At 32.8% G+C, this 25,250-nt stretch carries 23 protein-coding genes and 4 tRNA genes; 17 read left to right on the top strand and 10 right to left on the bottom strand.

Annotated features, from left to right (window positions below; genetic code table 11):
* Positions 1-82: 82 nt before the first annotated feature.
* From PQ463_RS13450 to PQ463_RS13460, 3 genes are all read left to right on the top strand, one after another.
* A tRNA-Lys gene (locus tag PQ463_RS13450) sits at positions 83-155 on the top strand.
* A 40-nt stretch (positions 156-195) separates the two neighbouring features.
* A tRNA-Lys gene (locus PQ463_RS13455) sits at positions 196-268 on the top strand.
* Positions 269-311: 43 nt separating this feature from the next.
* A tRNA-Leu gene (locus PQ463_RS13460) sits at positions 312-394 on the top strand.
* Between the two features lie 108 nt (positions 395-502).
* Here the strand turns inward: PQ463_RS13460 and PQ463_RS13465 are convergent.
* Positions 503-1,261, bottom strand: a complete 759-nt coding sequence (locus PQ463_RS13465; RefSeq protein WP_274254149.1) for a hypothetical protein — start codon at positions 1,259-1,261, stop codon at positions 503-505.
* Positions 1,262-1,611: 350 nt separating this feature from the next.
* Between PQ463_RS13465 and PQ463_RS13470 the strand changes: the two genes are divergently transcribed.
* Positions 1,612-1,684 (top strand) — tRNA-Lys (locus PQ463_RS13470).
* Between the two features lie 51 nt (positions 1,685-1,735).
* On the opposite strand, the gene PQ463_RS13475 is transcribed toward PQ463_RS13470, so the two are convergent.
* The gene (locus PQ463_RS13475) at positions 1,736-2,506 is read right to left on the bottom strand and encodes a hypothetical protein (protein WP_274254150.1); all 771 of its coding nucleotides are present in this window, start codon (positions 2,504-2,506) and stop codon (positions 1,736-1,738) included.
* A gap of 172 nt (positions 2,507-2,678) precedes the next feature.
* Here PQ463_RS13475 and PQ463_RS13480 point away from each other — a divergent pair, with 172 nt between their 5' ends.
* From PQ463_RS13480 to PQ463_RS13510, 7 genes are all read left to right on the top strand, one after another.
* Positions 2,679-3,179 (top strand): tetratricopeptide repeat protein, encoded by a 501-nt coding sequence (locus PQ463_RS13480; RefSeq protein ID WP_274254151.1) that lies wholly within the window; start codon positions 2,679-2,681, stop codon positions 3,177-3,179.
* A 210-nt stretch (positions 3,180-3,389) separates the two neighbouring features.
* Positions 3,390-4,289, top strand: a complete 900-nt coding sequence (locus PQ463_RS13485) for a MerR family transcriptional regulator (protein WP_111380227.1) — start codon at positions 3,390-3,392, stop codon at positions 4,287-4,289.
* Between the two features lie 39 nt (positions 4,290-4,328).
* The gene (gene crtID / locus PQ463_RS13490) at positions 4,329-5,795 is read left to right on the top strand and encodes a bifunctional phytoene desaturase/3,4-desaturase (protein WP_274254152.1); all 1,467 of its coding nucleotides are present in this window, start codon (positions 4,329-4,331) and stop codon (positions 5,793-5,795) included.
* Between the two features lie 3 nt (positions 5,796-5,798).
* Positions 5,799-6,638, top strand: a complete 840-nt coding sequence (locus tag PQ463_RS13495) for a phytoene/squalene synthase family protein (protein ID WP_177212300.1) — start codon at positions 5,799-5,801, stop codon at positions 6,636-6,638.
* Between the two features lie 231 nt (positions 6,639-6,869).
* Positions 6,870-7,310: a sterol desaturase family protein gene (locus PQ463_RS13500; RefSeq protein WP_274254153.1), complete on the top strand. Its 441-nt coding sequence runs from the start codon at positions 6,870-6,872 to the stop codon at positions 7,308-7,310.
* Between the two features lie 34 nt (positions 7,311-7,344).
* On the top strand, positions 7,345-7,815 hold the full coding sequence (locus PQ463_RS13505; RefSeq protein ID WP_274254154.1) for an SRPBCC family protein: 471 nt from the start codon (positions 7,345-7,347) through the stop codon (positions 7,813-7,815).
* A 207-nt stretch (positions 7,816-8,022) separates the two neighbouring features.
* On the top strand, positions 8,023-9,318 hold the full coding sequence (locus PQ463_RS13510) for a cryptochrome/photolyase family protein (protein ID WP_274254155.1): 1,296 nt from the start codon (positions 8,023-8,025) through the stop codon (positions 9,316-9,318).
* 81 nt (positions 9,319-9,399) lie between these two features.
* On the opposite strand, the gene PQ463_RS13515 is transcribed toward PQ463_RS13510, so the two are convergent.
* Both PQ463_RS13515 and PQ463_RS13520 read right to left on the bottom strand, forming a co-directional pair.
* On the bottom strand, positions 9,400-10,704 hold the full coding sequence (locus tag PQ463_RS13515; protein ID WP_274254156.1) for an ABC1 kinase family protein: 1,305 nt from the start codon (positions 10,702-10,704) through the stop codon (positions 9,400-9,402).
* A complete protein-coding gene (locus PQ463_RS13520; protein ID WP_274254157.1) occupies positions 10,701-11,363 on the bottom strand; it encodes a TetR family transcriptional regulator C-terminal domain-containing protein in 663 nt (220 codons plus the stop codon). Before PQ463_RS13520 ends, PQ463_RS13515 begins: the two co-directional genes overlap by 4 nt.
* 98 nt (positions 11,364-11,461) lie before the next feature.
* Here PQ463_RS13520 and PQ463_RS13525 point away from each other — a divergent pair, with 98 nt between their 5' ends.
* Complete coding sequence (locus PQ463_RS13525) at positions 11,462-12,373, top strand: TIGR01777 family oxidoreductase (RefSeq protein WP_274254158.1); 912 nt, start codon at positions 11,462-11,464, stop codon at positions 12,371-12,373.
* 3 nt (positions 12,374-12,376) lie between these two features.
* On the opposite strand, the gene PQ463_RS13530 is transcribed toward PQ463_RS13525, so the two are convergent.
* From PQ463_RS13530 to PQ463_RS13545, 4 genes are all read right to left on the bottom strand, one after another.
* Positions 12,377-12,943, bottom strand: coding sequence for a YceI family protein (locus tag PQ463_RS13530; RefSeq protein ID WP_274254159.1), 567 nt, complete (start codon positions 12,941-12,943; stop codon positions 12,377-12,379).
* A gap of 731 nt (positions 12,944-13,674) precedes the next feature.
* A complete protein-coding gene (locus PQ463_RS13535; protein ID WP_274254160.1) occupies positions 13,675-14,070 on the bottom strand; it encodes a VOC family protein in 396 nt (131 codons plus the stop codon).
* A 42-nt stretch (positions 14,071-14,112) separates the two neighbouring features.
* A complete protein-coding gene (locus PQ463_RS13540; RefSeq protein WP_111380323.1) occupies positions 14,113-14,661 on the bottom strand; it encodes an acyl-CoA thioesterase in 549 nt (182 codons plus the stop codon).
* A gap of 126 nt (positions 14,662-14,787) precedes the next feature.
* On the bottom strand, positions 14,788-16,161 hold the full coding sequence (locus PQ463_RS13545; RefSeq protein WP_274254161.1) for a DNA recombination protein RmuC: 1,374 nt from the start codon (positions 16,159-16,161) through the stop codon (positions 14,788-14,790).
* 188 nt (positions 16,162-16,349) lie between these two features.
* Here PQ463_RS13545 and PQ463_RS13550 point away from each other — a divergent pair, with 188 nt between their 5' ends.
* Genes PQ463_RS13550 through PQ463_RS13570 form a run of 5 tightly spaced genes read left to right on the top strand, consistent with a single transcriptional unit; the run spans position 16,350 to position 20,558 of the window.
* Complete coding sequence (locus tag PQ463_RS13550) at positions 16,350-17,225, top strand: protease complex subunit PrcB family protein (RefSeq protein WP_274254162.1); 876 nt, start codon at positions 16,350-16,352, stop codon at positions 17,223-17,225.
* Between the two features lie 10 nt (positions 17,226-17,235).
* The gene (locus PQ463_RS13555; RefSeq protein WP_274254163.1) at positions 17,236-17,634 is read left to right on the top strand and encodes a hypothetical protein; all 399 of its coding nucleotides are present in this window, start codon (positions 17,236-17,238) and stop codon (positions 17,632-17,634) included.
* A gap of 51 nt (positions 17,635-17,685) precedes the next feature.
* Positions 17,686-18,237 carry an RNA polymerase sigma factor gene (locus PQ463_RS13560; protein WP_111363793.1) on the top strand — a complete coding sequence of 184 codons (552 nt, stop codon included), beginning with the start codon at positions 17,686-17,688 and terminating at the stop codon, positions 18,235-18,237.
* The gene (locus PQ463_RS13565; protein WP_274254164.1) at positions 18,234-20,003 is read left to right on the top strand and encodes a hypothetical protein; all 1,770 of its coding nucleotides are present in this window, start codon (positions 18,234-18,236) and stop codon (positions 20,001-20,003) included. Before PQ463_RS13560 ends, PQ463_RS13565 begins: the two co-directional genes overlap by 4 nt.
* A gap of 45 nt (positions 20,004-20,048) precedes the next feature.
* Positions 20,049-20,558 (top strand): MepB family protein, encoded by a 510-nt coding sequence (locus PQ463_RS13570; RefSeq protein ID WP_274254165.1) that lies wholly within the window; start codon positions 20,049-20,051, stop codon positions 20,556-20,558.
* A 51-nt stretch (positions 20,559-20,609) separates the two neighbouring features.
* Here the strand turns inward: PQ463_RS13570 and PQ463_RS13575 are convergent, their stop codons facing one another.
* Both PQ463_RS13575 and PQ463_RS13580 read right to left on the bottom strand, forming a co-directional pair.
* Positions 20,610-24,053 (bottom strand): T9SS-dependent choice-of-anchor J family protein, encoded by a 3,444-nt coding sequence (locus tag PQ463_RS13575; RefSeq protein WP_274254166.1) that lies wholly within the window; start codon positions 24,051-24,053, stop codon positions 20,610-20,612.
* A gap of 309 nt (positions 24,054-24,362) precedes the next feature.
* Positions 24,363-25,115, bottom strand: a complete 753-nt coding sequence (locus PQ463_RS13580) for an SDR family NAD(P)-dependent oxidoreductase (RefSeq protein WP_111424600.1) — start codon at positions 25,113-25,115, stop codon at positions 24,363-24,365.
* Positions 25,116-25,250 lie beyond the last annotated feature (135 nt).

Here is a 25,250-nt window from a genome sequence, read left to right on the forward strand (position 1 = left end):
AAAAAGACAAATTTATGATAAAATAGCTTGGAAACTTCAAAAAAAACTCCTTATATTTGCACCCGCATTCAAGAAATTAAATGACTCGATAGCTCAGTCGGTAGAGCACATCACTTTTAATGATGGGGTCCTGGGTTCGAGCCCCAGTCGGGTCACAAATTTTGTGATTAACAAATTAAATTTCTTGAAAGCAATGACTCGATAGCTCAGTCGGTAGAGCACATCACTTTTAATGATGGGGTCCTGGGTTCGAGCCCCAGTCGGGTCACAAAGGTCGGGTAATTTATTTTACTCGACCTTTTTTCTTTTTAGGCCATGTGGAGAAACGGTAGACTCGCCATCTTGAGGGGGTGGTGCTCGCAAGGGCGTGAGGGTTCAAATCCCTCCATGGTCACTAAAAAAGCCTATTTCGTTCTGAAATAGGCTTTTTTATTTTACTTCATTCTTATTGCATTAATTACTATTAAAGCCTGATTAAAAAATTTAAATAACCATAAACGCTTTAATAGATTATTTCCCTATAATACACGTCTGGATTTTCTTTTCTATCACTTTTTTTAACTATCCAATTGCCATGCTTATCCCTTTTATATGAATAATTAGTTTCATCCAAACCATTAGACTTACTTGAAGCAATTCTTTCTACATCTGCATTCTTTAAGCTATCTACATTATATTGTTTATTGAAGTATTCTTTTCGCCATACAGTCACTTTATTATTGCTATTATAATTGGAAACTTCAAGAATACGATTTTCATTAATGACTACTGTTCCACCTTTTTGAATCTCTTTCCAAGTACTGTTAGTTACTTTTTTTACAACATTCCCCATTTCATCATATTTCTTAAGACAACCAAAGTAAACTGTATCCGATTTAACTTTCCTTAAATCATCAACCAATCTATTATCAACCTTATCTTTAAAATAAATAAACTTTTGCACAAATTTTTCCCCAAGAAAGTTTTCGCTTGAATTTATTACTAATTGATTATTTTTAAACTTATAAATATGACAATTGGCATCTACTTTTATAGAATCAGATCCAACAATTTGATAACAAGTTTCATTAATACCTTTCGGATTACCATACAAAGTATCCCCTTGAAAAATCAACATTTTGGGTTCATCATAAACTTTCCCAACAATTAATGAATCTAAAGAATTATCAAATTTTTCAAGCGCAACATATATTTCTTTTTTTGAGTTTTGACAACTAACCAAACTTACTGCAAAAATTAGAGGCATTAAGATTCTATTCATTCGATGACTAATATTATAAAATTCACATTACTTACATAACCTTCAATTCTTCTCTATTTCGAAAAGAAAAAGGACACAATTTATATAGCTAATATAAAACTATTTTTGAGGTAAAATAATTTCCGTCTCCTTAATCAGTGAGTTTAAAAAATATCCCGCAAATTAAATAACCCCAAGTCTTTCTAAAACATTTCTTTTTCATTATTGAAGTCTTTACAAAATATAAAAACATATTTCACTACAAAACAAGCACTTAAAACAATAATTAAATTTTATTCAAAAATTCATTAAAAAAAGGCTTGTTAAGCTAAATAAAGTACTTATATTTGCACCCTCATTGAAGAAATGAAGACTCGATAGCTCAGTCGGTAGAGCACATCACTTTTAATGATGGGGTCCTGGGTTCGAGCCCCAGTCGGGTCACAAAAGGTCAAGTAATTATTTTACTTGGCCTTTTTTGTTTTTAGAGCAATTCTACTTATAGTTAATAATGCACGAAAGTGCCAATGCTTCCAAATCTAAATCAATTGCAAGAATAGGCTTCTTAATACTATTCAATATTGACTCCTTCATATTACTCCCTGAAATAACGCCAAGATTATTTTCAATTGCAATTTCTATAAATTTCAAAAATTCCTGAAAATAGTCTTCAGAATCAGCATCCGTCGAAAATAAACTTTCTTTATCCATCCACAAAAGCTGCAAATCGTCATTAGTAACCCAATTTACTATTCCCGAATTATACGGAAAAACGCTTCCGTATTCCTGATCTGTAATTCTTGTAATAATTTCTGCTGCTGCCGACTTTGGTCTCGCATTAACACGACTTCTAAAAATATTTCGCCCTAAAATCAAATGCGGATTAAAACTAGCACATTCAGAAAAAATCAGCAACGGTAAAATCTCAGTTAAGTCATCAATCACCTGACTATTTTGTTCTTTAAACTCTTTTTCATCTTTACGAATTGCATGTAAAGCTTCTAAATATTGTTCGCCTGGTTTTTTCTCCCTAGATATAAGAGCATACAAATCCTGATGCACTTTAAAATCTTTGTCAAAAAAATGACAAAATTTTAAAATCGCATCAATTCTTTCTTTAGAATTCCTGTTGTCCCACAAAATATTGTTTCCTAATTTTGATTCAAAATGCTTTTTTAACAGCTCCCCTTTCCCTAATAAATCAGGAACAACTTTTGTGTAAAAGGTTTTATCATCAAAAAAATGCAGTGTATTCCAATCGCTCATTTTATATTTCTTTAATTACGAATGTATTAATAATTTACTTTTCCCAATTATTCCTTTTTTAATAAATACTTAAATTTTCTAACCAATATTTAAAAAAGAAATCCTCTTACAAAATAAAAACTTTCTTAAATTCGTTGACAAATAATAAAATCACTAATCCCAAATTAGTTTTATGAAAAACCTACTATTAGCATCATTTATGATGATTACATGCTCTATCTGGGCACAATCTGCAACTGGCTATTTTGACAAAGCCATGAAAAAAGCTGAAGCTGGCAACACAAAAGGCGCAATCGCCGATTACACCAAAGCCATCAGCATGAATTCTAAATTTGTCGAAGCTTATCAGAATCGCGGTGTCGCAAAATTCAAACTAAATGATTTAAAAGGCGCTCAAGCCGACTTTAGCAAAACAATCGAGTTGGACAGCATGAATGCCGACGCTTTTACAGGCAGAGCCAATGTGAATTACAAATTACAAAACTATCAAGGGACTATCGATGATTGTACAGCTTCTTTAGGTTTAAATCCGAAAGATTACATTGCCTACAATCTAAGAGGTTTGGCTTACAACAAAATTGGCGATAAGAAAAACTCTTGCAAAGATTTCAGCAAAGCAATTGAGCTTGGAAGTCAGAGCGCTATAAAAAACAAAGCTACTTTTTGTAAATAACAACAGCCTAAAAATTAAAAACGGACTGCATATCAAAAATATGCAGTCCGTTTTTTTTATCAAAGTAATATATTTCTTAAAAATTATATACCTGATTATAGGTAAAAAATATATTTTGAATACCTAAACCTCTAATCCTCTATCTTTTTAATGTAGTTTTAAGGCCGAATCTAAGATTTTATTTTACATTTGTTGACTTAATCGCGAAAAATGATAAACAATATTAAAACTGTTTTCAGCATTAAAGATCTTGAGAACTTATCTGGAATAAAAGCGCATACCATACGCATCTGGGAAAAGAGATACAACATCCTTGAACCTATGCGAACTGATACTAATATTAGATTTTACAATCTTCACAATCTGCAGAAACTTTTAAATATAACGTTACTGCATGAATACGGTTATAAGATTTCCAAAATTGCAACATACCCTGAAGAAAAGATACCACAACTGGTACGCGAAATAATCTCGAAGAAAAACTCTCAAAACTACGCCATTACATCTTTTAAAATGGCAATGATGAACTTTGATCAAGAGTTATTCTTTAATACATTCGATTGGCTAATTACCGAAAAAACGTTTAAAGAAGTTTTTAAAGAACATTTTTTACCTCTTTTAAAAGAGCTTGGATTATTATGGCAATCTGAAACCATCACTCCTGCAAATGAACATTTCATGAGCCATTTGATCAAGCAGAAAATCTTAATTTACACAGAAAGTCTTCAAATAAGAAAACCCATAAAAACTGATCGAATTTTTGTTTTATCACTTCCGTTAAACGAAATTCACCAGATCGGATTATTGTATCTGCAATACGAAATTCTTGATAAAGGCTACAAAACCATTTATCTTGGAGAAAGCATGCCAATTGAAAACCTACAAGATTTAACCAAACATTTTGAGAACATTACGTTTATTTCTTTCATGACTGTCCAACCTGACAGAAGTGTAATTAATCAGTATGTAAAATCTATGGGACAGAAATTGCTGCAGGAAAATAACGAAATCTGGCTTATGGGTAAAATGGTAGAACATATCGACCAAAAAATCATTACAGACAGAATTCGCATTTTTGATTCTATGGAAGAAACTATTAACATGCTTTAATTTAGTTTTGTTTAAGTTTTTCTTATATTTGTTAAACAAATGAGAAAGACGATTCAAATAATAGGTTCAGGCTTCTCTTCTTTAGCAGCCGCATGTTACCTTGCCCAACAAGGAAACGAGGTAACTGTTTACGAAAAAAACAATACAATTGGCGGACGTGCGAGACAGTTTAAAGCAGACGGTTTCACTTTTGACATGGGACCAAGCTGGTATTGGATGCCTGATGTCTTCGAACGCTTTTTTCAGGATTTCAATAAAAAGCCTTCTGATTATTACGAACTGATAAAATTAAATCCAGCCTACAGGGTTTATTTCGGAATCGATGATTTTATCAGTATTTATGATAATTTGGAAGAAATAAAATACACTTTTGAAACCATAGAAAAAGGAAGCGGTATAAAACTGCAGAATTTTATTGACCAAGCTAAAAGCAACTATGACATTGCCATTAAAAATTTAGTGTATCGTCCAGGAATCTCTCCTCTCGAATTAATCACTAAAGAAACTGCTTTAAAACTGGATCAGTTTTTTAAGAATGTCAGCAGTGATATTCGCAAAAATTTTAAAAATGAAAGATTAATTCAGATTCTAGAATTTCCCGTTTTATTTCTCGGAGCAAAACCGGACAAAACTCCTTCATTTTACAATTTTATGAATTATGCCGATTTCGGTTTAGGAACTTGGCATCCAAAAACAGGAATGTTTGATGTCATTCAAGGAATCGAAAAACTGGCTTTGGAACTTGGCGTAACTATTAAAACCAATTCGCCAATAGAAAAAATTATTGTTGAGAATAAAATCGCAACTGGAATCGTGATTAACGGTGAGGCTCTAAAAGCTGATATAGTTCTAAGCGGAGCAGATTATCATCATTCTGAAACTTTACTTGAAAACGAATATAGAATGTATTCTGAAAAATATTGGGAGAATAGAATTTTTGCACCTTCATCTCTCCTATTTTTTATTGGTTTTGATAAAAAAATAGAGAATATTTCGCATCATGCCTTGTTTTTTGATGTTGATTTCAATCAGCATGCAGCAGCTATTTACGATCAGCCAAAGTGGCCAGAAGCTCCATTGTTCTACGCCAACTTTCCATCTAAAACAGATAAAACTGCTGCGCCAGAAGGAATGGAATCTGGGTTTTTCTTGATTCCGCTTGCCCCTGGAATTGAAGATAATGAAGAACTGAGAGAAGAATATTTTGAAAAAATCATATCCCGCTTTGAAGAACTTACCCAGCAAAAAATTAAAAATAACATTATCTTTAAGAGATCATTCTGTAAAAACGACTTTGTAACCGATTATAATGCCTACAAAGGAAATGCTTACGGAATGGCCAATACTTTATTGCAAACGGCTTTTTTGAGACCAAAATTAAAAAGCAAAAAGGTCAAGAATCTATATTTTACAGGACAATTAACTGTTCCTGGCCCAGGTGTTCCGCCTGCTTTAATTTCAGGAAAACTAGCAGCTGAATTAATTCAAAAATCTTTTAGATCTTAAAAAATGAAATCACTATTCGACGCCGTTTCTTTCAAATGCAGCAAATTGGTTACCAAAAATTACAGCACTTCATTTTCTCTGGCTGTAAAAATGCTTTCGCCAAGTATTCGTGATGCGATTTACAGCATTTACGGATTTGTACGTTTTGCCGATGAAATTGTAGATTCATTTCATGGCTACGAAAAAGAATATCTAATTGAAGATTTTGAAAAAGAATATTACAAAGCAATGGAATTGGGCATCAGCTTAAACCCGATTTTGAATTCTTTTCAGCAAACTGTAAAAGAATATAATATTACCGACGATTTGGTTCAGGCTTTTCTAAAAAGCATGAAAATGGATCTTATAAAATCAAATTACCAAACACAAACCGAATACATCGATTACATTTATGGTTCTGCAGACGTTGTGGGTTTAATGTGCCTAAAAGTTTTTGTGACTGGAAAAGAGCACAAATACGAACAGCTGAAATACGAAGCCATGCGTTTAGGATCGGCTTTTCAGAAAGTAAATTTCCTGAGAGATTTAAAAGACGACAATACCATCTTAAACCGTTCATATTTTCCTGGCATAAACTTGAATAACTTTAACGAAGATTCAAAAAACCAGATTATCAAAGAAATTGAAGAAGATTTTAGAATTGCTTATCAAGGAATTGTAAAGCTGCCTATAGAAGCTAAATTCGGAGTTTATACTGCCTATGTATATTACAAAAAATTGCTCAAAAAGCTAAAAAATACGCCTTATTATGAAATTGGAAATGCAAGAATTCGAGTTTCCAACTATACCAAAGCGGGACTTTTGGCGCAGTCTTTTGTGACTTATAAATTGAAGTTGGTTTAATTTTTAAACACATAGATTCATAGAATACTAAGTCTATAAAAGGCGTTTCACTTGTATAAAGAAGCATAGCTATGTGTGAGAAACTAGTTTCTTTCTGCAATCTTTTACAAATAACAAAAATCTATGTTTCTATGTGTTAAAAAAATAAAATCTATTTGAGTCAATCTTTTATAATCTAAAGCAAAACTCAAAAACAATAAAACGATAATTTTAAAACATCAACATTACAAAATGATTTCTTTTTTAATCTTTTTAGGCGTTTTTCTGTTCATGGAATGTGTGACTTGGCTTACGCACAAATACGTCATGCATGGTTTTATGTGGTATTTTCACGCCGATCATCATCAGCCGAAATATGAAAACACCTTTGAGCGCAACGATATTTTCTTTGTCATTTTTGCCACTCCGAGTATAATTTTATTCTATTTTGGTGTCGAAGGCGGATTCAATTATCTTTTTTTTATCGCATGCGGCATTACACTTTATGGCGCTTGTTATTTTCTAATCCATGATGTTTTAATTCATCAGCGATTTAAATGGTTTAAAAACACCAAAAACAAATACCTCATCGGACTCCGAAAAGCTCATAAAATACACCACAAACACCTAGAAAAAGAAAAAGGAGAATGTTTCGGAATGTTGTTTGTTCCATTCAAATATTATAAAATATAGCATTATTTGGGCGTTTTTCAAGAACAATTTGATTATGAAATTATACAAAATAGTAACCGTACAGCATATAAATGCTAGTGTTGAAGATTGCTGGGATTTTTTCTCAAGTCCGATAAACCTGCAAACTATTACACTAGATACCATGAATTTCCAAATTCAGGATTATGACGGCAAACGTATGTATCACGGACAGATTATTACCTACACCTTAAAACCACTTTTTGGAATCAAAATGTCTTGGATAACTGAAATTACGGCTTGCCAAGAAAATGAGTATTTTGTAGACATTCAGCAATTCGGTCCTTATAAATTATGGCATCACAAACATTTCTTTGAACCAACATCAGATGGAGGAACAAAAATGACCGACATTGTTCATTACGCTCTCCCATTTGGAATTCTAGGAAGGATCATAAACCGTTTAGTCGTAAAAAACAAACTGAAAAACATTTTCGATTACAGATATAACAAAATCGAAGAGTTATTTAATTCTAAAAACGCTTAAAAATTCAAACACATAGAATCATAGAATTTAGATTGAGAAAAAAGGCGTTTCACTTGCATAAACACACATAGCTATGTGTTAGAAACTAGTTTCTTTCCAAACTTCTTAAAAAGTAAAATAAATCTATGTTTCTATGTGTTGAGAAAAACAGTACAGAGAATAAAAAATCATTTAAATCCCATTAATCTGTGGCAAAAAAACAAAACAATGACAAAACAAAAAGTTACTTTATTCTGGTTTAGACGCGATTTACGTTTAGAAGACAACACGGGATTATTTCATGCTTTGCAATCAGATTTTCCTGTTGTTCCATTATTCATTTTTGACGATGACATTATAGAACATCTTCCTAAAAACGATGCCAGAGTAACTTTTATCTATGATTCATTAGAAAAAATAAATTCAGAATTAAACAAACTTGATTCTTCCATTTTAATTAAAAAAGGAAAAACTACTGACGTTTGGAAATCGCTTATTGAAGAATTTGACATTCAAAGTATTTTCTTCAATAAAGATTACGAACCGTTTGCTATCAAACGTGATACTGTAATTTCATCTTTATTACAAGAAAACAACATTGAAACTTTCTCTTTTAAAGATCACGTCATCTTCGAAGAAAAAGAAATCACAAAAGCTGACGGACTTCCATACACGGTTTACACGCCTTATAAAAACAAATGGCTAGAGAAATATCATTTTTTAGGATCAGCTCCAGAATATGATTCTACTTCACATCTCTCTAATTTTGCAAAAATTAATTTCAAATTTCCTGACTTAACCGAAATTGGTTTTGAAAGAAGCTCTATAAAAGTTCTTCCACACAACTTAACACAAATTGCCAATTATAAAGAAACCAGAGATTTTCCAGCCTTAGACAGCACTTCTTATCTTTCGCCACATTTACGTTTTGGAACAGTTAGCATTAGAAAATTAGTAAACTGGGCAAATAGAAAAAATCAGACATTTTTGAGCGAATTAGTTTGGAGAGAATTCTTTATTCAGATTTTATTTAGTTTTCCAAATTGCATCAATCATAATTTCAAATCTAATTATGACGGAATCCAATGGCGAAATAATGAAGAAGATTTCAAACGATGGTGTTCTGGAACAACCGGATATCCGATGGTCGATGCTGGAATGCGTCAGTTAAATGAAACTGGATACATGCATAATCGCGTTCGCATGGTTGTGGCGAGTTTTTTATGCAAACATTTGCTGATTAACTGGCAATGGGGCGAAGCGTATTTTGCCGAAAAACTTTTAGATTTTGAATTGGCTTCAAATGTAGGAAACTGGCAATGGGCAGCAGGAACAGGTTGTGATGCCGCGCCTTATTTCAGAGTTTTTAATCCTGAAATCCAGCAAAAAAAGTTTGACCCAAAAGGAGAATACATCCGAAAATGGATTCCTGAATTTGATTTAGGCTATAACGAACCGATGGTTGATCATGCTTTTGCGAGAGATCGTGCGATTGCTACTTATAAAAAGGGAATTATTAAATAAAATACCCAATTTTAAAAAATTCCAAATTCCAATGTCTGATTCAATTGGAATTTGGAATTTAAATATTGAAAATTTTGAAACTTAGTATTTCAAATAATTCTCCACAACGATTTTCGCTTTCAAATCAAACATTAAATTATATAGACCAAAGAAAGTACGATTCATATAAATAAAGTGCTTAGAGCCGCGATTTCCGTTCATTTTTTTCAAGTTTGTATCTTCTGAGAATCTTTTACCTAATTGAGCAATCGCATTGAAGAATTCTTCATCTGCAAAATCGAACGTATCGTTTTGAAACGGTTTAGTAAAAAGAGACAATAAGTCATGAAACATTTCGGTGAAATATTCAATTTCTGCTGGCGTATCATCTGGACGAAGAATTTCTAATTCGAATAATTTCTGATTGAAAAGCTTCTCATCTGTTATGACATTTTTATTGATCAGCTCAAAATATGGTGTATAGAAATCGTCTGGAATTTGTTTCATACAGCCAAAATCTAAAGCAATTAATTGATTTTGATCATCAACCAAAAAATTTCCTGGATGCGGATCTGCGTGGACTTTTCTTAAAACATGAATTTGATACATATAAAAATCCCAAAGCGCCTGACCTAGTTTGTCACCAGCTTCTTGATCTTTGTTTATAGCTGTAAATTCAGAAAGATGAATTCCTGTCATCCAATCCATTGTAATTATTTTCTCAGATGAAAACTCTGGATAATAATTCGGAAAAGTAATATTTTCGATTTTACTACAAGCCTCGACAACCTCTTGGCTTTGCTTTAATTCCAGCAAATAGTTGGTTTCTTCAATCAGTTTATCTTCAACTTCTTTGAAGTATTTATCAGAATCTTTTCCTTGTAGATTAAACATTCTAATTGCAATAGGTTTTACCAAAGCTAAATCGGAAGAAATACTATTGGCAACACCTGGATATTGAATTTTAACTGCCAGTTTTTTATCGCCTTTCTTTGCCAAATGCACCTGACCAATACTCGCCGCATTTACAGAATTTGGGTTGAACTCGTCAAAAATCTCATAAGGCGTTTTTCCAAAATTGCTTTTGAACGTCTTTAAAACCAAAGGAGCAGAAAGAGGCGGAACAGAAAACTGCGACAATGAAAATTTCTCAACATAAGCTTGAGGCAGAAAGTTCTTATCCATACTCAACATTTGAGCCACTTTCAAGGCGCTTCCTTTTAAGCTTTTTAGTCCGTCATAAATATCTTCGGCGTTGTTCTCGTTAAGTTTGTCACGGCTCAAATCTGGATTAACCATTTTTTCGGCATAATGTTTTACGTAGTTTACGCCAATTTTAGCACCAGTCTGAACCAATTTTCCTGCTCGTTCTATTTTTGAGGTCGGAATATAATCGATCGTTTTCATTGTCTGCTGTATACTTTTTCTTTGAACAAAAATTTTCCGAAATCTATCAAATGATTCATTGGCGCAACATTCATCAATTCAAATGATGCATTAACAGATTTTTCAATAAAAATATCTGTCTTTTCGAAAGCAGGAGATTCATCTTCCATCCAGAATTTGATTGTCATCATTAATTGCACCCAAGAAGATTCCTGAATGGCTTTTTCTTGAAATTTCTGAAACTTTTCCTGTTCTAATCTGTAATCATCTGTCAGGATTTCAGAAACATATTCTTTAAAACTATTTCGAAGAGCAGTTAGCTGAACTAAATTTTTAAGCGGATTTTTGTCCATCTTTAGCGATTGCAAAACATAGCTTCTGTTGGCAGTCAGGATTTCGAAGAAAGTAAAATAAAAACTCAGCATTTTATTTTTCATATCATATCCTTGGTATTCTTCGTTTTTATGAAGAAGATTAACCGTATTTTCAAAAAACAGTCGGAATATTTCTTTTTCTAAACCTTCTAATGTTCCAAAGAAAGCATAAAATTCAGCTTCTGTAAAATCATTTTCTTTGGCAAAATGATAAACCGATTTTGGTTTTTGGCCTTTTTCTAAAACCTCTTCCATATATTTTGAAACGATATCATCTTTGGTAATTACCTTTTTTTTAGTCGCCATCTTATTAAATTTTAGAATTTGCCATAAAGGTAAACATTGTTTAAGTACCTTTACTAATCCTTAAACAAGTAAGACTGTTAAATATATTATAAACTATTATGGCTCAAAATGTTCTATTGACAGGTGGAAGTGGTTTCATTGGAAAACATTTGACAGATGTCCTAATCGAAGCAGGTTTTTCTGTGTCTGTTTTAAGCCGTTCTGATAGAGAAAATACCCCAAGAGTTACCTATTACAAATGGGATATCAAGAAAAACTATATTGACAAAAATGCAATTCTAAATGCAGATTACATCATTCATCTAGCTGGCGAAGGAATCGTCGAAAAAAGATGGACCAAAAGACGTAAAAGAGCCATTATTGAGAGTCGTGTTAGACCAGTCGAAATGATTTATTCCGTTTTAGAAATGAATAATAAAAAACTGGAAGCTTTTGTTTCTGCTTCTGGCATCGGAATTTATGGCGCTATTACAAGCCATAAAATATGTACTGAAAATACGCCTCCAGCCGATGATTTTTTAGGCACAACTTGTCAAAAATGGGAAAGCGCCGCAGATAAAATCAGTTCTTTAAATATTCGAACAGTTAAAATTAGAACTGGTATCGTTTTAGGCAAAAACGAAGGCTTTTTAAAAAAAATGACTCCATCATTTAAATCTGGTTTTGGCGCCATTTTGGGTTCTGGCAAGCAATACCTTCCTTGGATTCATATTGAAGATCTGTGTCAGATTTATTTAAAAAGCATTGAAGACACTAAACTAGAAGGTGCCTACAATGCTTGTGTAACAGATAATACAACAAATGCCAGATTTTCTAAAACTTTGGCTAAACTGTACGATTATACTATATGGTTGCCCAAAGTTCCGCCTTTTGTATTAAAGATTATGCTTGGGCAAATGAGCGTAGCAGTTTTAACCGGACAGCGTGTTTCGTCGGAGAAAATCCAGAAAGCAGGTTTCGAGTTTCAATTTACCGATTTAGAAAAGACGCTTATCAATTGTATCAAGTAACTCTTATTTCAAAGTTAGCATTGTCTCGTCACTGCGAATAATACCCGTCAGTTCTGTATTGGCTGTTGTAGCAATTTTTGACGCTATAGAACTTGGAATATGAATATTAAAATCAGATACCAAAATTGGAAAATCTGAAATAACCTGAATGCCTTCTGGCACTCTTTTAATCAAAGCGTTTACGATAATCTCTTTTGATTTTCCGCGTAAATTAAGTTTCCCTTTTATCTGATATTGTTTTTCAATCTCATTAATATCTTTTAAATCGAATTTTTCAATTTTCCCTTTAAATACAGCTTTAGGATAGCGATTGCTTTGCATGTAATTTTCATTAAAATGCTCTTGCATCAAATCCAATTTAAAGCGAAAATTTTTGACAATAACAGTACAGATAAAAGTACTTGTTTTAGGTTCTAAAAGTATCGCAACTTGTCTATTTACCGCTCTAACTTCTTCAAACATAGGAACAGAAGCTTCAAAGTTTATTGTTCCAGTATTCGTAAAAAATTTGTCTTGGGCGATGACAGAAAAGGCGGTAAAAAATAAAAATAATAAAGTAGTTGTTTTCATAATCGTCTGCATTTAAACAATTATGTCATTCAATTTATTCTGACTAAGAGAAAATAAAAAAAGAGATTTTAGTTAATCCGAAAAATCGAACGGCAATACCCAGTGAAAAAATTCCGTAACCCAATAATTATACTTAAAGTTACGAAATTTCTGCATTAAAAGTTCTGAGATTAATGCTAAAAATTTGTGAATTTTTCCTTCATTAAAGAGATCGTAAAAAAAGTCCCTACGGGACAAAATATAGGTGTGTCTAATATTTTTTCTCTACCGATATTTAATCTCTACGAGATATTTCTTCACAATATCATTTTCAAAATATTCTGTTAGTAATTATATATCGGCAGAAAAAATATTGCGTGTGTAATTTTTTTCTGCCGATACGTAATCTCTACGAGATATTTCTTCACAATATCATTTTTAAAATATTCCGCTAGGAATTATATATCGGCAGAAAAAATATTGCGTGTGTAATTTTTTTCTGCCGATATGTAATCTCTACGAGATATTTTTTCACAATATCATTTTCAAAATATTCCGCTAGGAATTATATATCGGTAGACAAAATATTGGCGTGTGTATTTTTTTCTACCGAAATGTAATTTCTTCGAAATATTTTTTTAATATCAATTTTTCAAGTATTCCGCTAGGAATTACATATCGGTAGAAAAAAAATATTGGTTCATCCACATTTTGTCCCGTAGGGACTTTACGTAATTTTTGACAGCGAATTTCTATGCTTTTACCTCTGTGCAAATCTCAATCAAAAAACCATTCAAATCTCTTGCGTACGCTACAATTTGTCCCCATGGTTTTTCTACCGGTTCTGAAACGATAACGGCTCCATAAGAAGTTGCTTTTTGTAAAACTTCAGGAACATTATCTGTAATAAAACCAATTTCGATGGCAAAAGGCTTATTTTCTAAACTACTTTCTATAAAACCATCGGGTAAACTTTTTGAGGCTAATTTCTTGGAAGCAAACGAAAGCGTTGTTTCTCCCGTAATCAATTCGCCATAATCCCCTTCTGGCGTGACAAACTTTCTCGAAAAACCAAAAGCATTTTCATAAAACGCAATAGATTCTTCGACATTTTCGACGTATAAAATTGTATATCCAAACTTGACCATAATTTCTAATATTTAATGTGCGTTAAATAAATATAAGAAAATTTAGCTAATTTCTAAAAGGACATTATACTTTTCTAGGCTTGCTAAATCTTCAATAGAGTTTATATTGGCCAATTTTTCGTGTTCTTCTACTTCTTTTCTAACTTCAATATGTTTTATTGCTTTTCTAAAACGGCGCACCTCTTCTAAGTTTGACAAAATTAATCCTGGCACCTGCACGCTTTTCCCTTCTTTATCTTTGGCAACCATTGTAAAATAAGACGAATTGCAATGTTTGATAACTCCTGTCTGAATATTTTCTGCTTCTACGCGAATGCCAACAACCATTGAACTTCTTCCAACATAATTTACAGAAGCTTTCATAGTCACCAATTCTCCAACTTCAATTGGCTTAAGAAAGTTTACGGTATCTACAGAAGCTGTTACGCAATAATTTCCGCTGAATTTTGATGCTGATGCAAAAGCAATTTGATCTAATAATAGTAAAATATATCCTCCGTGAATTTTTCCGCTAAAGTTGGTATGTGATGGCAGCATTAATTCTGATATACTAACTTTTGATGAAGAAACGGGCTTAAAATCTGTACTCATGTTTTTGTTTTTGGTATTTTGATTAGTTGTATTTTTTTTCAACACATAGAAACATAGTTTTTCTATATCGTTAAAGACGTTTCACTTTTATTAACAAACATAGCCATGTGTTTAAATATTTTTTTCTTAGTTCAATAATTCATTTTCATCTAAATTTATAGCTCGTGCAATAATGTTATCTGGAAGTGATTTCTTGGCTTTGGCTCCCATTTTTTTCAATCTTTCTACACTGGAAATCAGATTTCCTTTTCCATCAACCAATTTATTCATTGCACTTTCATATTCAGTTTTGGTATCTTTTATTTTATTTCCAATTCGGACTAAATCGGTTACAAAACCTTCAAATTTGTCATATAAAGCTCCTGCCTGTCTTGCAATTTCTAAGGCGTTTTCCTGCTGTTTCTGATTGGTCCACATACTATCAATAGTACGTAAAGTGGCCAAAAGCGTGCTTGGCGTTACAATAACAATATTTCGATCAAAAGCTTTAGTATATAATGTAGGATCTTCGTTTAAAGCAACGGCAAAAGCGGGCTCCATCGGAATAAAAAGTAAAACAAAATCTGGGCTTTCCATTTGATATAAATCATGATAGTTTTTGCTGCCCAACTGCTCGACATGTCTTTTTATAGAACTGACATGTTCTTTAAGAAATTCTATTTTTAAAAGTTCCGATTCTTCGTTAACCCATTTTTCATAGGCCGAAAGAGAAACTTTAGAATCAACAATCATTTTTTTACCGTCAGGAAGATTAATTACTACATCTGGTAAAACACGATTTCCTTCACTATTTGTAAAACTCTGTTGCACTTCGTATTCTCTTCCTTTTTCTAATCCCGATTTTTCTAAAACACGTTCTAGCACCAATTCGCCCCAATTCCCTTGCATTTTGCTGTCGCCTTTTAATGCTTTTGTAAGATTTAAGGTTTCTTTGCTCATTTGCGCATTCATTTCGCTCAAGCCAATTATCTGCTGACGAAGCGCCGCATGATAATCGATGCTTTCTTTATGCGTCTGTTCTACTTTCTGCTCAAAAACCTGAATTTTATCCTGCAAAGGCGTCAAGATATTTTTCATGTTTACGGTATTTTGTTCGGTAAACTTTGCCGATTTTTCTTCTAGAATTTTGTTGGCAAGATTTTCAAATTCTTTAGTGAATTTTTCTTGAAGCTCGTTGATTTCGCTTTTTTGTTCTTTGTGACGTTCCCATAAATTTTCAAAATCGACTTCTTTTTTTGAAAGCTGAATTGCCAGACTATCTTTTTCTGTCCTAATATTTTCTTTCTCAGAAATACTCAGCTGCAACTGTTTCTGAAAATTATTTTTTTCACTTTCAAACTGTTCTTTTAGCATTTGCAATTGACTATTTAGCGCATTTAATCTCTCCTCAGCAATTGTTTTTTCTGACTGAAACTTCGAAGCAGAAAGCATTCTGCCTACGTAGATCCCTGCAAAAAGTGCCACAACAAAACCTAATAAAAACGGTATATAATCAAACATAACTAAGTTAATTTTAAGTAAAAGTACGCAATAATACGTAGTACTTGATTTTTAAAATAGAAATTTCACGAATTGATTTTCAAATCCAACTAAACCAACATTTTATTTTTTTTTGAAAAAAGTTTAACCTCAACGCAACCTTTTTTTAAAAGCTCTATCTACTAAGATATAAACCTATTAAAATGATTATGAAAAAATTAATGCTTGGCTTGTTTGTAGCCTTTGGATTCAGTGCTTGTTCTCTCAATGACGGAAATAAATATGTAGATTGTGGAGCTAATACAGTTGTAAATTTTACCGGTTTTCCTTTTGCATGTAATTATAGTGTAAAATCAATGCCTAATAATCCTGCTGCTGTTGTTATTGTATCTCAAGAAAAAATGGATGAGTTTTTTACAAAACATGATAACAACTGTCCTGTTGCAAGTGATCCGAATATTGATTTTACAAAAGAATATCTAGTTGGAATTTTTGCAGGCGCTAAACCTACAAATGGATATGCCATCAAAATTACTTCGATTGTAGAAAACAATTGCGAGATCGTTGTTAATTACTACGAAAAAGCTCCTGCTCAAGGTGAAAACGTAACCCAAACGCCTACTTATCCTTATGATTTTGTTTTGATCCCGAAAACATCAAAAGGAATGATTTTCAACAAAACAGCAGAAAGTCCTGACAATATGATTATTGGAAGTTTCAATAACCAATGTTTAAGTTCTGACTGCCAAAAATTCTATCAGATTAACGACTATAATACTTTAAAATTCTTAAATGTTGGAGCTAATCAATATGATTTTGGACAATATAGATATACTCCGACAATTAAAAGAGGTGAATATACTTTATTATTAAAAAGTGTTCCTGCTGAAATCTTGGCTTTAAAAGGACAAACTAAAACGTATGGTTCTCCAGATGCTGCAGATCAAGGCGGAATTTATTTTGAACTTCGTCAAGGAGCAAGTACTACAAAAGTTTACATCGATAATAACGATACTGCAGATCAAAGCACTGAAATAAAACTTTTCAAAAAAGCGATTCAAGAAAAAATTACAAGTTTAAAATAATAATTCGGTCATGAAGAAACTCTTTTTATCTTTTATTATCTGTTTTCTTTTTACATCAATGATTTCTATAAATGATTCTAAAGAAGCAGCAGGATCAATAGTAAATACTTGGACTTGGGAAAAATCTATCGGAGGTTCAAACAATCCTTATGTAGCTACACCAAAAACAATTGGATTTACTAAGAAAATTATTTTCACTCCAGACGGAAGGGTTATTACTTATAAAAACAATGTAGAAATTAGAAACAGCGCTTATCAGATAGAAAAAGGAAAGGGATATTTTGATCAGTCAGAACATGATCTGATTACGTTTGAAGGGAAAACTTACGTAATAGAAAACCTTGACAATCAAAATCTAACCATTGTAAGCAACAGTCAAGACGGTACTCGAACTATTTTTAAAAGATAGTTTTGTAAGCTATTTAAAACTATTTTTGCCAAATCAAATTTAAACCATTTCTTGAAAGACGAGTTAGAAAAATATATCAAACTGTGCATGAAAAATGACAGAGAGGGACAGCTGAAAATTTATCAGTTGTTCTCTCCTGTTTTATATGGTATTTGTTTGAAATATATGAAGAACGAAGATGACGCGAAAGACGTTTTTCAGGAAGCATTTGTAATTGCCTTTCAGAAAATAAGCCAATATAAATTTGAAGGAAGCTTTGAGGGATGGTTAAAACGAATCTTTATAAACAAACTCATTGAAACTTTAAACAAAAAGAAAAAAGAAAGTTTCTTTTTAGATGTTTTTGATCCCGATACAGATTTTATTGAAGAAGAAGAACTGGAAGCTATTCCGATAGAACAGGAAAAACTGTTGGAGTACATTCGGGATTTACCAGATCAATATAGAACGGTTTTTAACTTGTATGTATTCGAAAAAATGAAGCACAGAGAAATTGCCGAACTACTAAAAATCTCCGAAGGGACATCAAAATCAAATTTAAATCGCGCCAAACATATATTACAAAAGCGAATTTTGAGCATAAAAAATTTTAAGATAGCATGAAGAAGCAAAAAATAGAAGATATTTTTTCATCAATGGAAGACCTTTCGAGTATTCCGCCTCCAGAATTATGGAGTCAGATTGAAGAAAAATTAGACAAACCTAAAAAGAAGAAGAGAGTTGTTCTTTGGTGGTCGGCTGCTGCATGCTTATTATTAGGGTTGCTTCTGCCTTCAATTTTACATTTTACTAATTCATCTGAAAATACAAACCTCAACAACGGCAATTTAGAAAACAACACAAACAGCGTTGTTATTGACAAAAAAACAAACGACATTCATAATAACAAAGATTTAAATCGAAATAAAAGTACTGGCAAAGCGATAGATTCATTAAACGGAAATGCTGTAAAAAATCAATTTAATACTGACCCACAAATTCAGTCTCAAGAAACTTCTATAGCAGAAACAAACTCTAAGAACAAAACCGGTAAAAAAGATTCTAAATCTAACACAGTAGTTCCAGCAAATGCTCCGAACCAATCTGTTGCTTATCAAAACTCTGGCTCAGAAGAAAAATCAATTGTAAAATCTTCTAAAAAATCTAGTACAATTGTTCCTGCAAATGTTCCCAACCAATCTGTTGCTTATCAAAATTTAGGTTCATCACAAGAAAAATCAATCGCAAAATCTACTAAAAAATCTATTTTAGAAAGCAAGGCAAAGTCTTCTAATTCTTCCATCAAAGGGATTTCTGAAGAAAGAATTGCATTTGGAAAACAAAGCAAGTTTAATTCGACTGCAAAAAAGCAGCTTTCAAATTCTATTTTTGAAGAACAGATTGCTCCGAAAAACGATAAAAATATTGCCTTCAATAATCAGCGCTATTCTGCAAATAATAACTCTTTTGCAAATAGCAGTGCGTATAATTCAACTAATGCCGTTTCGGGTAAAAATGAGAATAAGCGAACTGACAAAGCGGTTATCATAAAAGACGATGTAAAAATTGCTAACGGCTTGAGTAAAACAGACTCTATGCAGCTGGCTGAGCTTCAGAATTTAGAAAAAGGAATTTTAGCTCCAGAAAAGGAAAAAGAAGAAAAGGAGGAAAAAGACAATCTAATCAACAAAAAAGAAAGATGGGCAGTTGCTGTTTTTGCTGGTGTTGCAAGTTCTGAAAATACTAAGAACGAGAAAACTTTGGGTAACGTAAATGACTCTAAACAGTCTAATTCTTATGGTGTAAAAACAAAATACAGCATTAACAAAAAATGGGCTGTTGGTTCTGGTCTAAAAATTAGCGAATTAGGACAGAGTGTTGCCAATGTATCGTATTTAAGCGCCAAAAGCAATGCTTTTTTTAATCCTGGTGCTCTAAATGCCGATAGTAATAACAGTCCCGTCGTTTCAGCAGACCCGTCAAGCCAAGGTTATCTTTTTATTTCAAATAGCACAAAAGAAGCTTTGAAAAATGAAAACGTGCAAACTGGTAAATTGGATCAAAATCTAAGATATGTAGAAATGCCTCTTGAGGTTTCTTATTCTGTTTTCAATAAAAATAAAGCGAGCATTAACTTAAACACTGGTGGTTTCGTTGGTAAATTAATTTCTAATAATGTAGCCCTAGACGGACATTCTATTGGAGAGAATATGAATGCCAATGATTATGTATATGGCTCTACTTTGAGCAGTACAGTACAATATCGTGTGTACAAAAAGACCAATGTTTTTGTTGAACCGGCTGTCAATTATTATATCAATCCGCTAAATAGCCAGTCTTTCAACCAGTTCCAATGGGGATTAAATTTTGGTCTGAATGTTAATTTCTAAAGTAAATTTGTAGTAATTTTCAAACTATTTTTAAAATAGATTTTTATGAATTTTACCATTGGCTCACCTGATTTAGTATTGAGCAAAGAAAGTATTTTTGACAGAGCAGATTTGCAGATGACTTCTTTAGAAAAAGAAAAGGAAAGTGAAGAATACAGTGCATTTCGTTTTCAGCTAGACAATAAAAATATTTGTTATAGAGAGGCGAAAATTACCCCAACCAAAACGGGACAGTTCGTCACATTATGGAAACGAAACCAATCAGGTATAATTGAACCTTTTGATTATTCGGATACTATTGATTTTGTAATTGTGACTGTTCGAAAAGATGAGAATTGGGGACAGTTTATTTTTCCAAAGAAAACGTTACTTGAAAAAGGCATTTTCTCTACCCAAAATAAAGAAGGAATAAGAGCTACAAGAGTTTATCCGCCGTGGGACGAAACCACGAGTAAGCAAGCGCAGAAAACGCAGAAATGGCAATTGGATTATTTTTTCAATTTTTCAGATCATAGCAATATTGATTTAGAGAAATTGAAAAAAGTATTTATATAAAAAAAGGCAGTCATTTTAAGACTGCCTTTTCTGTTTTTTTATAGAAGATTTTTACTTCTTGATGACTTTATCTTTAAAAATCACTTTATTATTTTCTGTAACCGTGTAGAAATAAACTCCAGAAACTAAATTACCAACAGCAACAACTGCGGTGCTAACTTCAGATTCATTCTTAACACTGATTGGATTTCCAATAGCACGACCATTAAAATCATATAACCTGATTTTTAGATCTCTTCCTTGCGTTGTTTTTACATCAAAATTCAAAACATCTGTTGCAGGGTTTGGATAAGCTTTTACAAAATATTTATTTTTTCCAAAATCTGGCGTAGAAAGTACATCTTGTTTCAATTGGAAACGAGCAATTACTGGTCCGTGGTCAGAAGTTGTTGTCGTGTAATTTGCAATATCATTTCTTGGATCGTAAACTGCAATCGACTTATCGATATAATCATCATTCAATTCATTAGAAATTAAAATATGATCTAAAAATCCTTGTGAACTTAAAAAACTATAAGCTCCAGCCTGACTAATATCCCATGTTAAAGCATTATAATTAACAGTATCATCTACAAATTTCTTATAAGAAGAAGCTGTACTTGCATTTCCAACCCAAGCTTTTACATCATCATTAAAATCTCCTAAAAGAATTAAATTCGCATCTGGATATTCAGCATCTAGCGCATCTTTTAAATAGTCAATATCATATTTACGCTGATTGTACTCCTTTATAGATGTCCCGCTATTTGCACGTGCATGAAGGTCGATTAAAGTAACGTCTTTTTTAATGCCACCAATATTGGTTTCTAATTCGACCACATAAGGCAAACGCCCAGAAGAGAAAAAGCTGTCATCATTTTTTTCTGGAGTATCTGAACCTGGATAATTGGGCAAAACTAAAGTTTGAGCTAGAATTTGATCATAAACTTCTTTAAACAATACTTTTGTACTTTTTACAGAAGTAGTTTGCGTATTGTACAGGACAACTAATTTCTGAGGCGGAAACTTCGGATCTGGAAGCTTCCAAGAATAAGACCACGAAGAACAGATTACCTTATCGTACGTTTTTCCATTCACGTTTATCTTCTGAATCAGCATATCAATTGAAGGATCATCAGAAACTTCTTGAAGTGCGTAAACATCTGCATTTAATTTATTCATGACTTTGGCCACATTTTCAATTTGTAACGCATCATTAGTTGGGCCAAATTCTTGTCCGTTGCTCCCCACTACATCAGTTCCAAAAAACTCTAAGTTATAAGTTACTACATCAAAAGTATCCACCTTTAGAATAGATGATCCCGTAAATAAGCCAATTTGCTTGTTTAGCGATGTTCCTGTAATGTTCAACACACCAGAAATTGTTGGTTCTTTTGCAGTTGGAGCAAATCTTGCATAAACTGTTTTTCCGGTTAATGCATCTGCTGCAGCAATAATAATGCTTGATGAAAATGAAATATTATCTAATGACAATTCGTAAGAAGCGGGAGCTGCAATAGTGATATCGCCATAGCCTGCTGCTGCAAAAACAAAAGTTTGACTAGCAGAAACCGAATTTGGACTTACATCTGCAAAATCTAAACGCGGATTAGAATCCACATATTTTGATTCGTCAATAATCGCAAAATCGTCAAAAGACCATTCTGCGGCATTATCATTTCCGCCAGAAGTAGTTTCATAAACCCAAGCCAAATAAGTATGATCTGTTTTATAAGCCGATAAATTTATATATTCAGATTTCACATAACTTCCTGTATCTTGTGGAAATCTTCCGTTTATCGGTGTCCATGTTGCAGTATTTGGATCACTTACTCCATCATAATTGGTTGAAACCATTAATTTTAAAGATGGCCCATCATAAAATTGACGAGAATAAAAAGATAATAACGGAATTTGACTAAAACCATCTAAACGTAATCTTGGAGAAATCAACCAATCTTTACTTGCACCACTATCCGAAAATCCGTTCATTAAAACAGCTCCAGTTCCAGAGTTAACATTACGTGACTGATTCGTATAAGCCCATTTGTTTATTGGTCCAGCCTCATTATATTGTAACCATTTACTATTTGCAAAAACATTTGCATCATCAAAATTCTGTACAAAAGGATTTACTCCAAGAGCTGTCAGATTAACTGTCTTAGTTGTACCTCCAGTTGTTTCATGAGTTATTGTACCTGTAAAACTGCCAACTGAAGTTGGGGTAAATTTTACATAAACTGTTGGCGTTGCATTAGAATCAAAATCAGTAGGAACAAAAGTTAAAGATGTTGAGAATGCCACGTTATCTTTTGAAATAGTAAAATTCCCTGAAGCTGTAAGCACAACATTCGCCGTAAGATCTGAAGCTCCTATCTGATAGCTTTTTGTTAAAGGATCAAAATTTGGTTCAGTACCTCCTAAGTTTAATGCAGAAACAGATGGAGATATGGCAGGAGGCATTACACTTAAAGTTGTCACATCTACTTTATTAACTGATGCTTGAATATTTCCAGCAATATCTTCTGAGATAGAAAAAACAGAATATGCCGTGCTTAAAGGTAATCCTGTAAAACTTTTAATATATTCCTGAGCAGAACTTGTTACATCAAAAATTCCTGATTGTAGTGCTGGAGTTCCATTTGAATCTTGACCTGCTTTTATCTGTGTAATTGTTGGTTCAGCGCTTCCACCTGGCAACAATACATAATATGTTTTTCCAACTTCATCTATTTTATTAATAAAATTGAAACTATCTCCTAAAATGCTAGCTACTTTTGGATATCCAGAAACATTTGTTGGAGCATAAATATCTTTTTTAACATCGACGTCATCAATTGCAAAAGAAGGACGAGAACCCTGTCCTGAAACTTGCCTTGTTAACCATCGTATTTGAACTATTGGCTTATTATCACACTCTGCAGGCAACGTTACTCTTATATGCCCTGTTTGCAGAGGATCGGTTTCTTTTGTGCGTGTAGTTGTATTATTCTGAAAAAAAGTTTCTGATAAGGTTATAAAATTTCCTGTCTCTCCCACACGATATTGTAAAGCTAGCTCATTAATACGACTATTAGAAGTTCCTGAAACATATGGATTACGAATTACCAATACATTATATTCCACTTGTACTCCAGTATCGTTATTTGTATTTAAAGCAAGTACTATTGATTGATCCAGATAACTTCCTGCATTTAAAAAACCTATTTTTTGATTGAAATTATAAATATTTCCACCTGAAGAAGTAGCTGAACCACCAGTAGCCATAGTTTTATCCGAGGTAGTTGTAGTCGTAAAAGACGAAGGTGTAGGCAAAGTCGAACTTGTCGGAGTACTTGCATTCCAGCCTTGAAAACCAGGAATATCAGAATATGAAGTAGATGTTACTGGCAATAAGTTAAAATCCTGAAGATAAGGTACATCTTGAGGGGCTGGCATTGTCTGCGCATTTAAGGCAAAGCAATAGAGAAAACCTAAAAAAGTCACTAAATGACGAAAAGAGTAATTGTTTTTCATACGTTAAAAAATAGAGTTTTTAGAGTTCAAATTTATAGTCTTTAAAGTTAAGCGAATATTACAAAAACATAAACTTAATGTTTTTGTTTTTGTAAATATTTTTCATCAAAACTTAACACATCGCTAAATGTAATAAAATAAAATCAACAAAAAAGGCATAAAACAAAACATTATTCAAAACAACCAAAGCACACGAAAACCCCGAAAACGCTAGGTTTCCTACAAATGAAACAGGTTTAAAAACAAAAAAAGCAGTAAACTTTCGCTTACTGCTTTTACTAATTCAAAATAGTATTCTCTAAAAAAATATTAAACCGCGGTATAACCACCATCGGCAATAATATAACTTCCTGTTGTAAATGATGATTTATCAGAATTTAGAAAAACGACCAATTCGGCAACTTCTTCTGCGGTTCCTAAACGGTTCATTGCAGATTTTGCCGCAACGGCCTGCATCATTTCTTTATTTAAATTATCTTTTAAAAGTGCTGTTTCAATATAACCTGGTCCAACGGCATTACAGCGAATATTTTTCTGTGCATATTCTACGGCAATATTTTTAGTCAAACCAACTACACCGTGTTTACTTGCTGTATATGCAACACTATTTGGCGCGGCTACCTGTCCGTGAATTGAAGCAATATTTACAATGCTTCCTCCCCCATTTTTCTCCATTTGTTCCAATTGGTATCGGCAAGCATAAAAAACACCGCTTAAGTTTAATGCAATAACTTTATCCCAAGCTTCTGGCTCATATTCTCCAGTTGGTTTTGCTGGCCCTCCCATTCCCGCATTATTACAGGCAATGTCCAATCGGCCGTATTTGGAAACTGTAACCTCAACCATATGTTTATTATCAGCTGCGCTTGACGAGTCTCCTTTTATGAAAAAAGCTTCTCCACCCTTTTCCTTTATCATTTTTACGGTTTCTTCACCGTGTTCTACATTTATATCAGCTACTACTACTTTTGCTCCTTCTCGAGCGTATGCTTTTGCCACTGCGCGTCCGATTCCAGATCCTCCGCCAGATACAAAAGCTACTTTATTTTCTAAAAGTGCCATTTTGTATATATTTTAAATTGATTCCTCTAATTTACGAAGATCTCAACCGATACAGAAGCTTTAAAAAGAGTTTAAAATAACATTAACTCGAACCGCTAATGTTATGTTATTTGACATTTTATTGACTCTATTTTG

Origin of the sequence: Flavobacterium sp. KACC 22763 (assembly GCF_028736155.1) — a bacterium.
Lineage (GTDB): Bacteria > Bacteroidota > Bacteroidia > Flavobacteriales > Flavobacteriaceae > Flavobacterium.

What these genes read in the sequence shown, in the direction of transcription:
- PQ463_RS13465 (WP_274254149.1), bottom strand. Translation starts at nt 1,261, where the DNA reads ATGAATAGAATCTTAATGCCTCTAATTTTTGCAGTAAGTTTGGTTAGT.
- PQ463_RS13475 (WP_274254150.1), bottom strand. Translation starts at nt 2,506, where the DNA reads ATGAGCGATTGGAATACACTGCATTTTTTTGATGATAAAACCTTTTAC.
- PQ463_RS13480 (WP_274254151.1), top strand. Translation starts at nt 2,679, where the DNA reads ATGAAAAACCTACTATTAGCATCATTTATGATGATTACATGCTCTATC.
- PQ463_RS13485 (WP_111380227.1), top strand. Translation starts at nt 3,390, where the DNA reads ATGATAAACAATATTAAAACTGTTTTCAGCATTAAAGATCTTGAGAAC.
- crtID (WP_274254152.1), top strand. Translation starts at nt 4,329, where the DNA reads ATGAGAAAGACGATTCAAATAATAGGTTCAGGCTTCTCTTCTTTAGCA.
- PQ463_RS13495 (WP_177212300.1), top strand. Translation starts at nt 5,799, where the DNA reads ATGAAATCACTATTCGACGCCGTTTCTTTCAAATGCAGCAAATTGGTT.
- PQ463_RS13500 (WP_274254153.1), top strand. Translation starts at nt 6,870, where the DNA reads ATGATTTCTTTTTTAATCTTTTTAGGCGTTTTTCTGTTCATGGAATGT.
- PQ463_RS13505 (WP_274254154.1), top strand. Translation starts at nt 7,345, where the DNA reads ATGAAATTATACAAAATAGTAACCGTACAGCATATAAATGCTAGTGTT.
- PQ463_RS13510 (WP_274254155.1), top strand. Translation starts at nt 8,023, where the DNA reads ATGACAAAACAAAAAGTTACTTTATTCTGGTTTAGACGCGATTTACGT.
- PQ463_RS13515 (WP_274254156.1), bottom strand. Translation starts at nt 10,704, where the DNA reads ATGAAAACGATCGATTATATTCCGACCTCAAAAATAGAACGAGCAGGA.
- PQ463_RS13520 (WP_274254157.1), bottom strand. Translation starts at nt 11,363, where the DNA reads ATGGCGACTAAAAAAAAGGTAATTACCAAAGATGATATCGTTTCAAAA.
- PQ463_RS13525 (WP_274254158.1), top strand. Translation starts at nt 11,462, where the DNA reads ATGGCTCAAAATGTTCTATTGACAGGTGGAAGTGGTTTCATTGGAAAA.
- PQ463_RS13530 (WP_274254159.1), bottom strand. Translation starts at nt 12,943, where the DNA reads ATGAAAACAACTACTTTATTATTTTTATTTTTTACCGCCTTTTCTGTC.
- PQ463_RS13535 (WP_274254160.1), bottom strand. Translation starts at nt 14,070, where the DNA reads ATGGTCAAGTTTGGATATACAATTTTATACGTCGAAAATGTCGAAGAA.
- PQ463_RS13540 (WP_111380323.1), bottom strand. Translation starts at nt 14,661, where the DNA reads ATGAGTACAGATTTTAAGCCCGTTTCTTCATCAAAAGTTAGTATATCA.
- PQ463_RS13545 (WP_274254161.1), bottom strand. Translation starts at nt 16,161, where the DNA reads ATGTTTGATTATATACCGTTTTTATTAGGTTTTGTTGTGGCACTTTTT.
- PQ463_RS13550 (WP_274254162.1), top strand. Translation starts at nt 16,350, where the DNA reads ATGAAAAAATTAATGCTTGGCTTGTTTGTAGCCTTTGGATTCAGTGCT.
- PQ463_RS13555 (WP_274254163.1), top strand. Translation starts at nt 17,236, where the DNA reads ATGAAGAAACTCTTTTTATCTTTTATTATCTGTTTTCTTTTTACATCA.
- PQ463_RS13565 (WP_274254164.1), top strand. Translation starts at nt 18,234, where the DNA reads ATGAAGAAGCAAAAAATAGAAGATATTTTTTCATCAATGGAAGACCTT.
- PQ463_RS13570 (WP_274254165.1), top strand. Translation starts at nt 20,049, where the DNA reads ATGAATTTTACCATTGGCTCACCTGATTTAGTATTGAGCAAAGAAAGT.
- PQ463_RS13575 (WP_274254166.1), bottom strand. Translation starts at nt 24,053, where the DNA reads ATGAAAAACAATTACTCTTTTCGTCATTTAGTGACTTTTTTAGGTTTT.
- PQ463_RS13580 (WP_111424600.1), bottom strand. Translation starts at nt 25,115, where the DNA reads ATGGCACTTTTAGAAAATAAAGTAGCTTTTGTATCTGGCGGAGGATCT.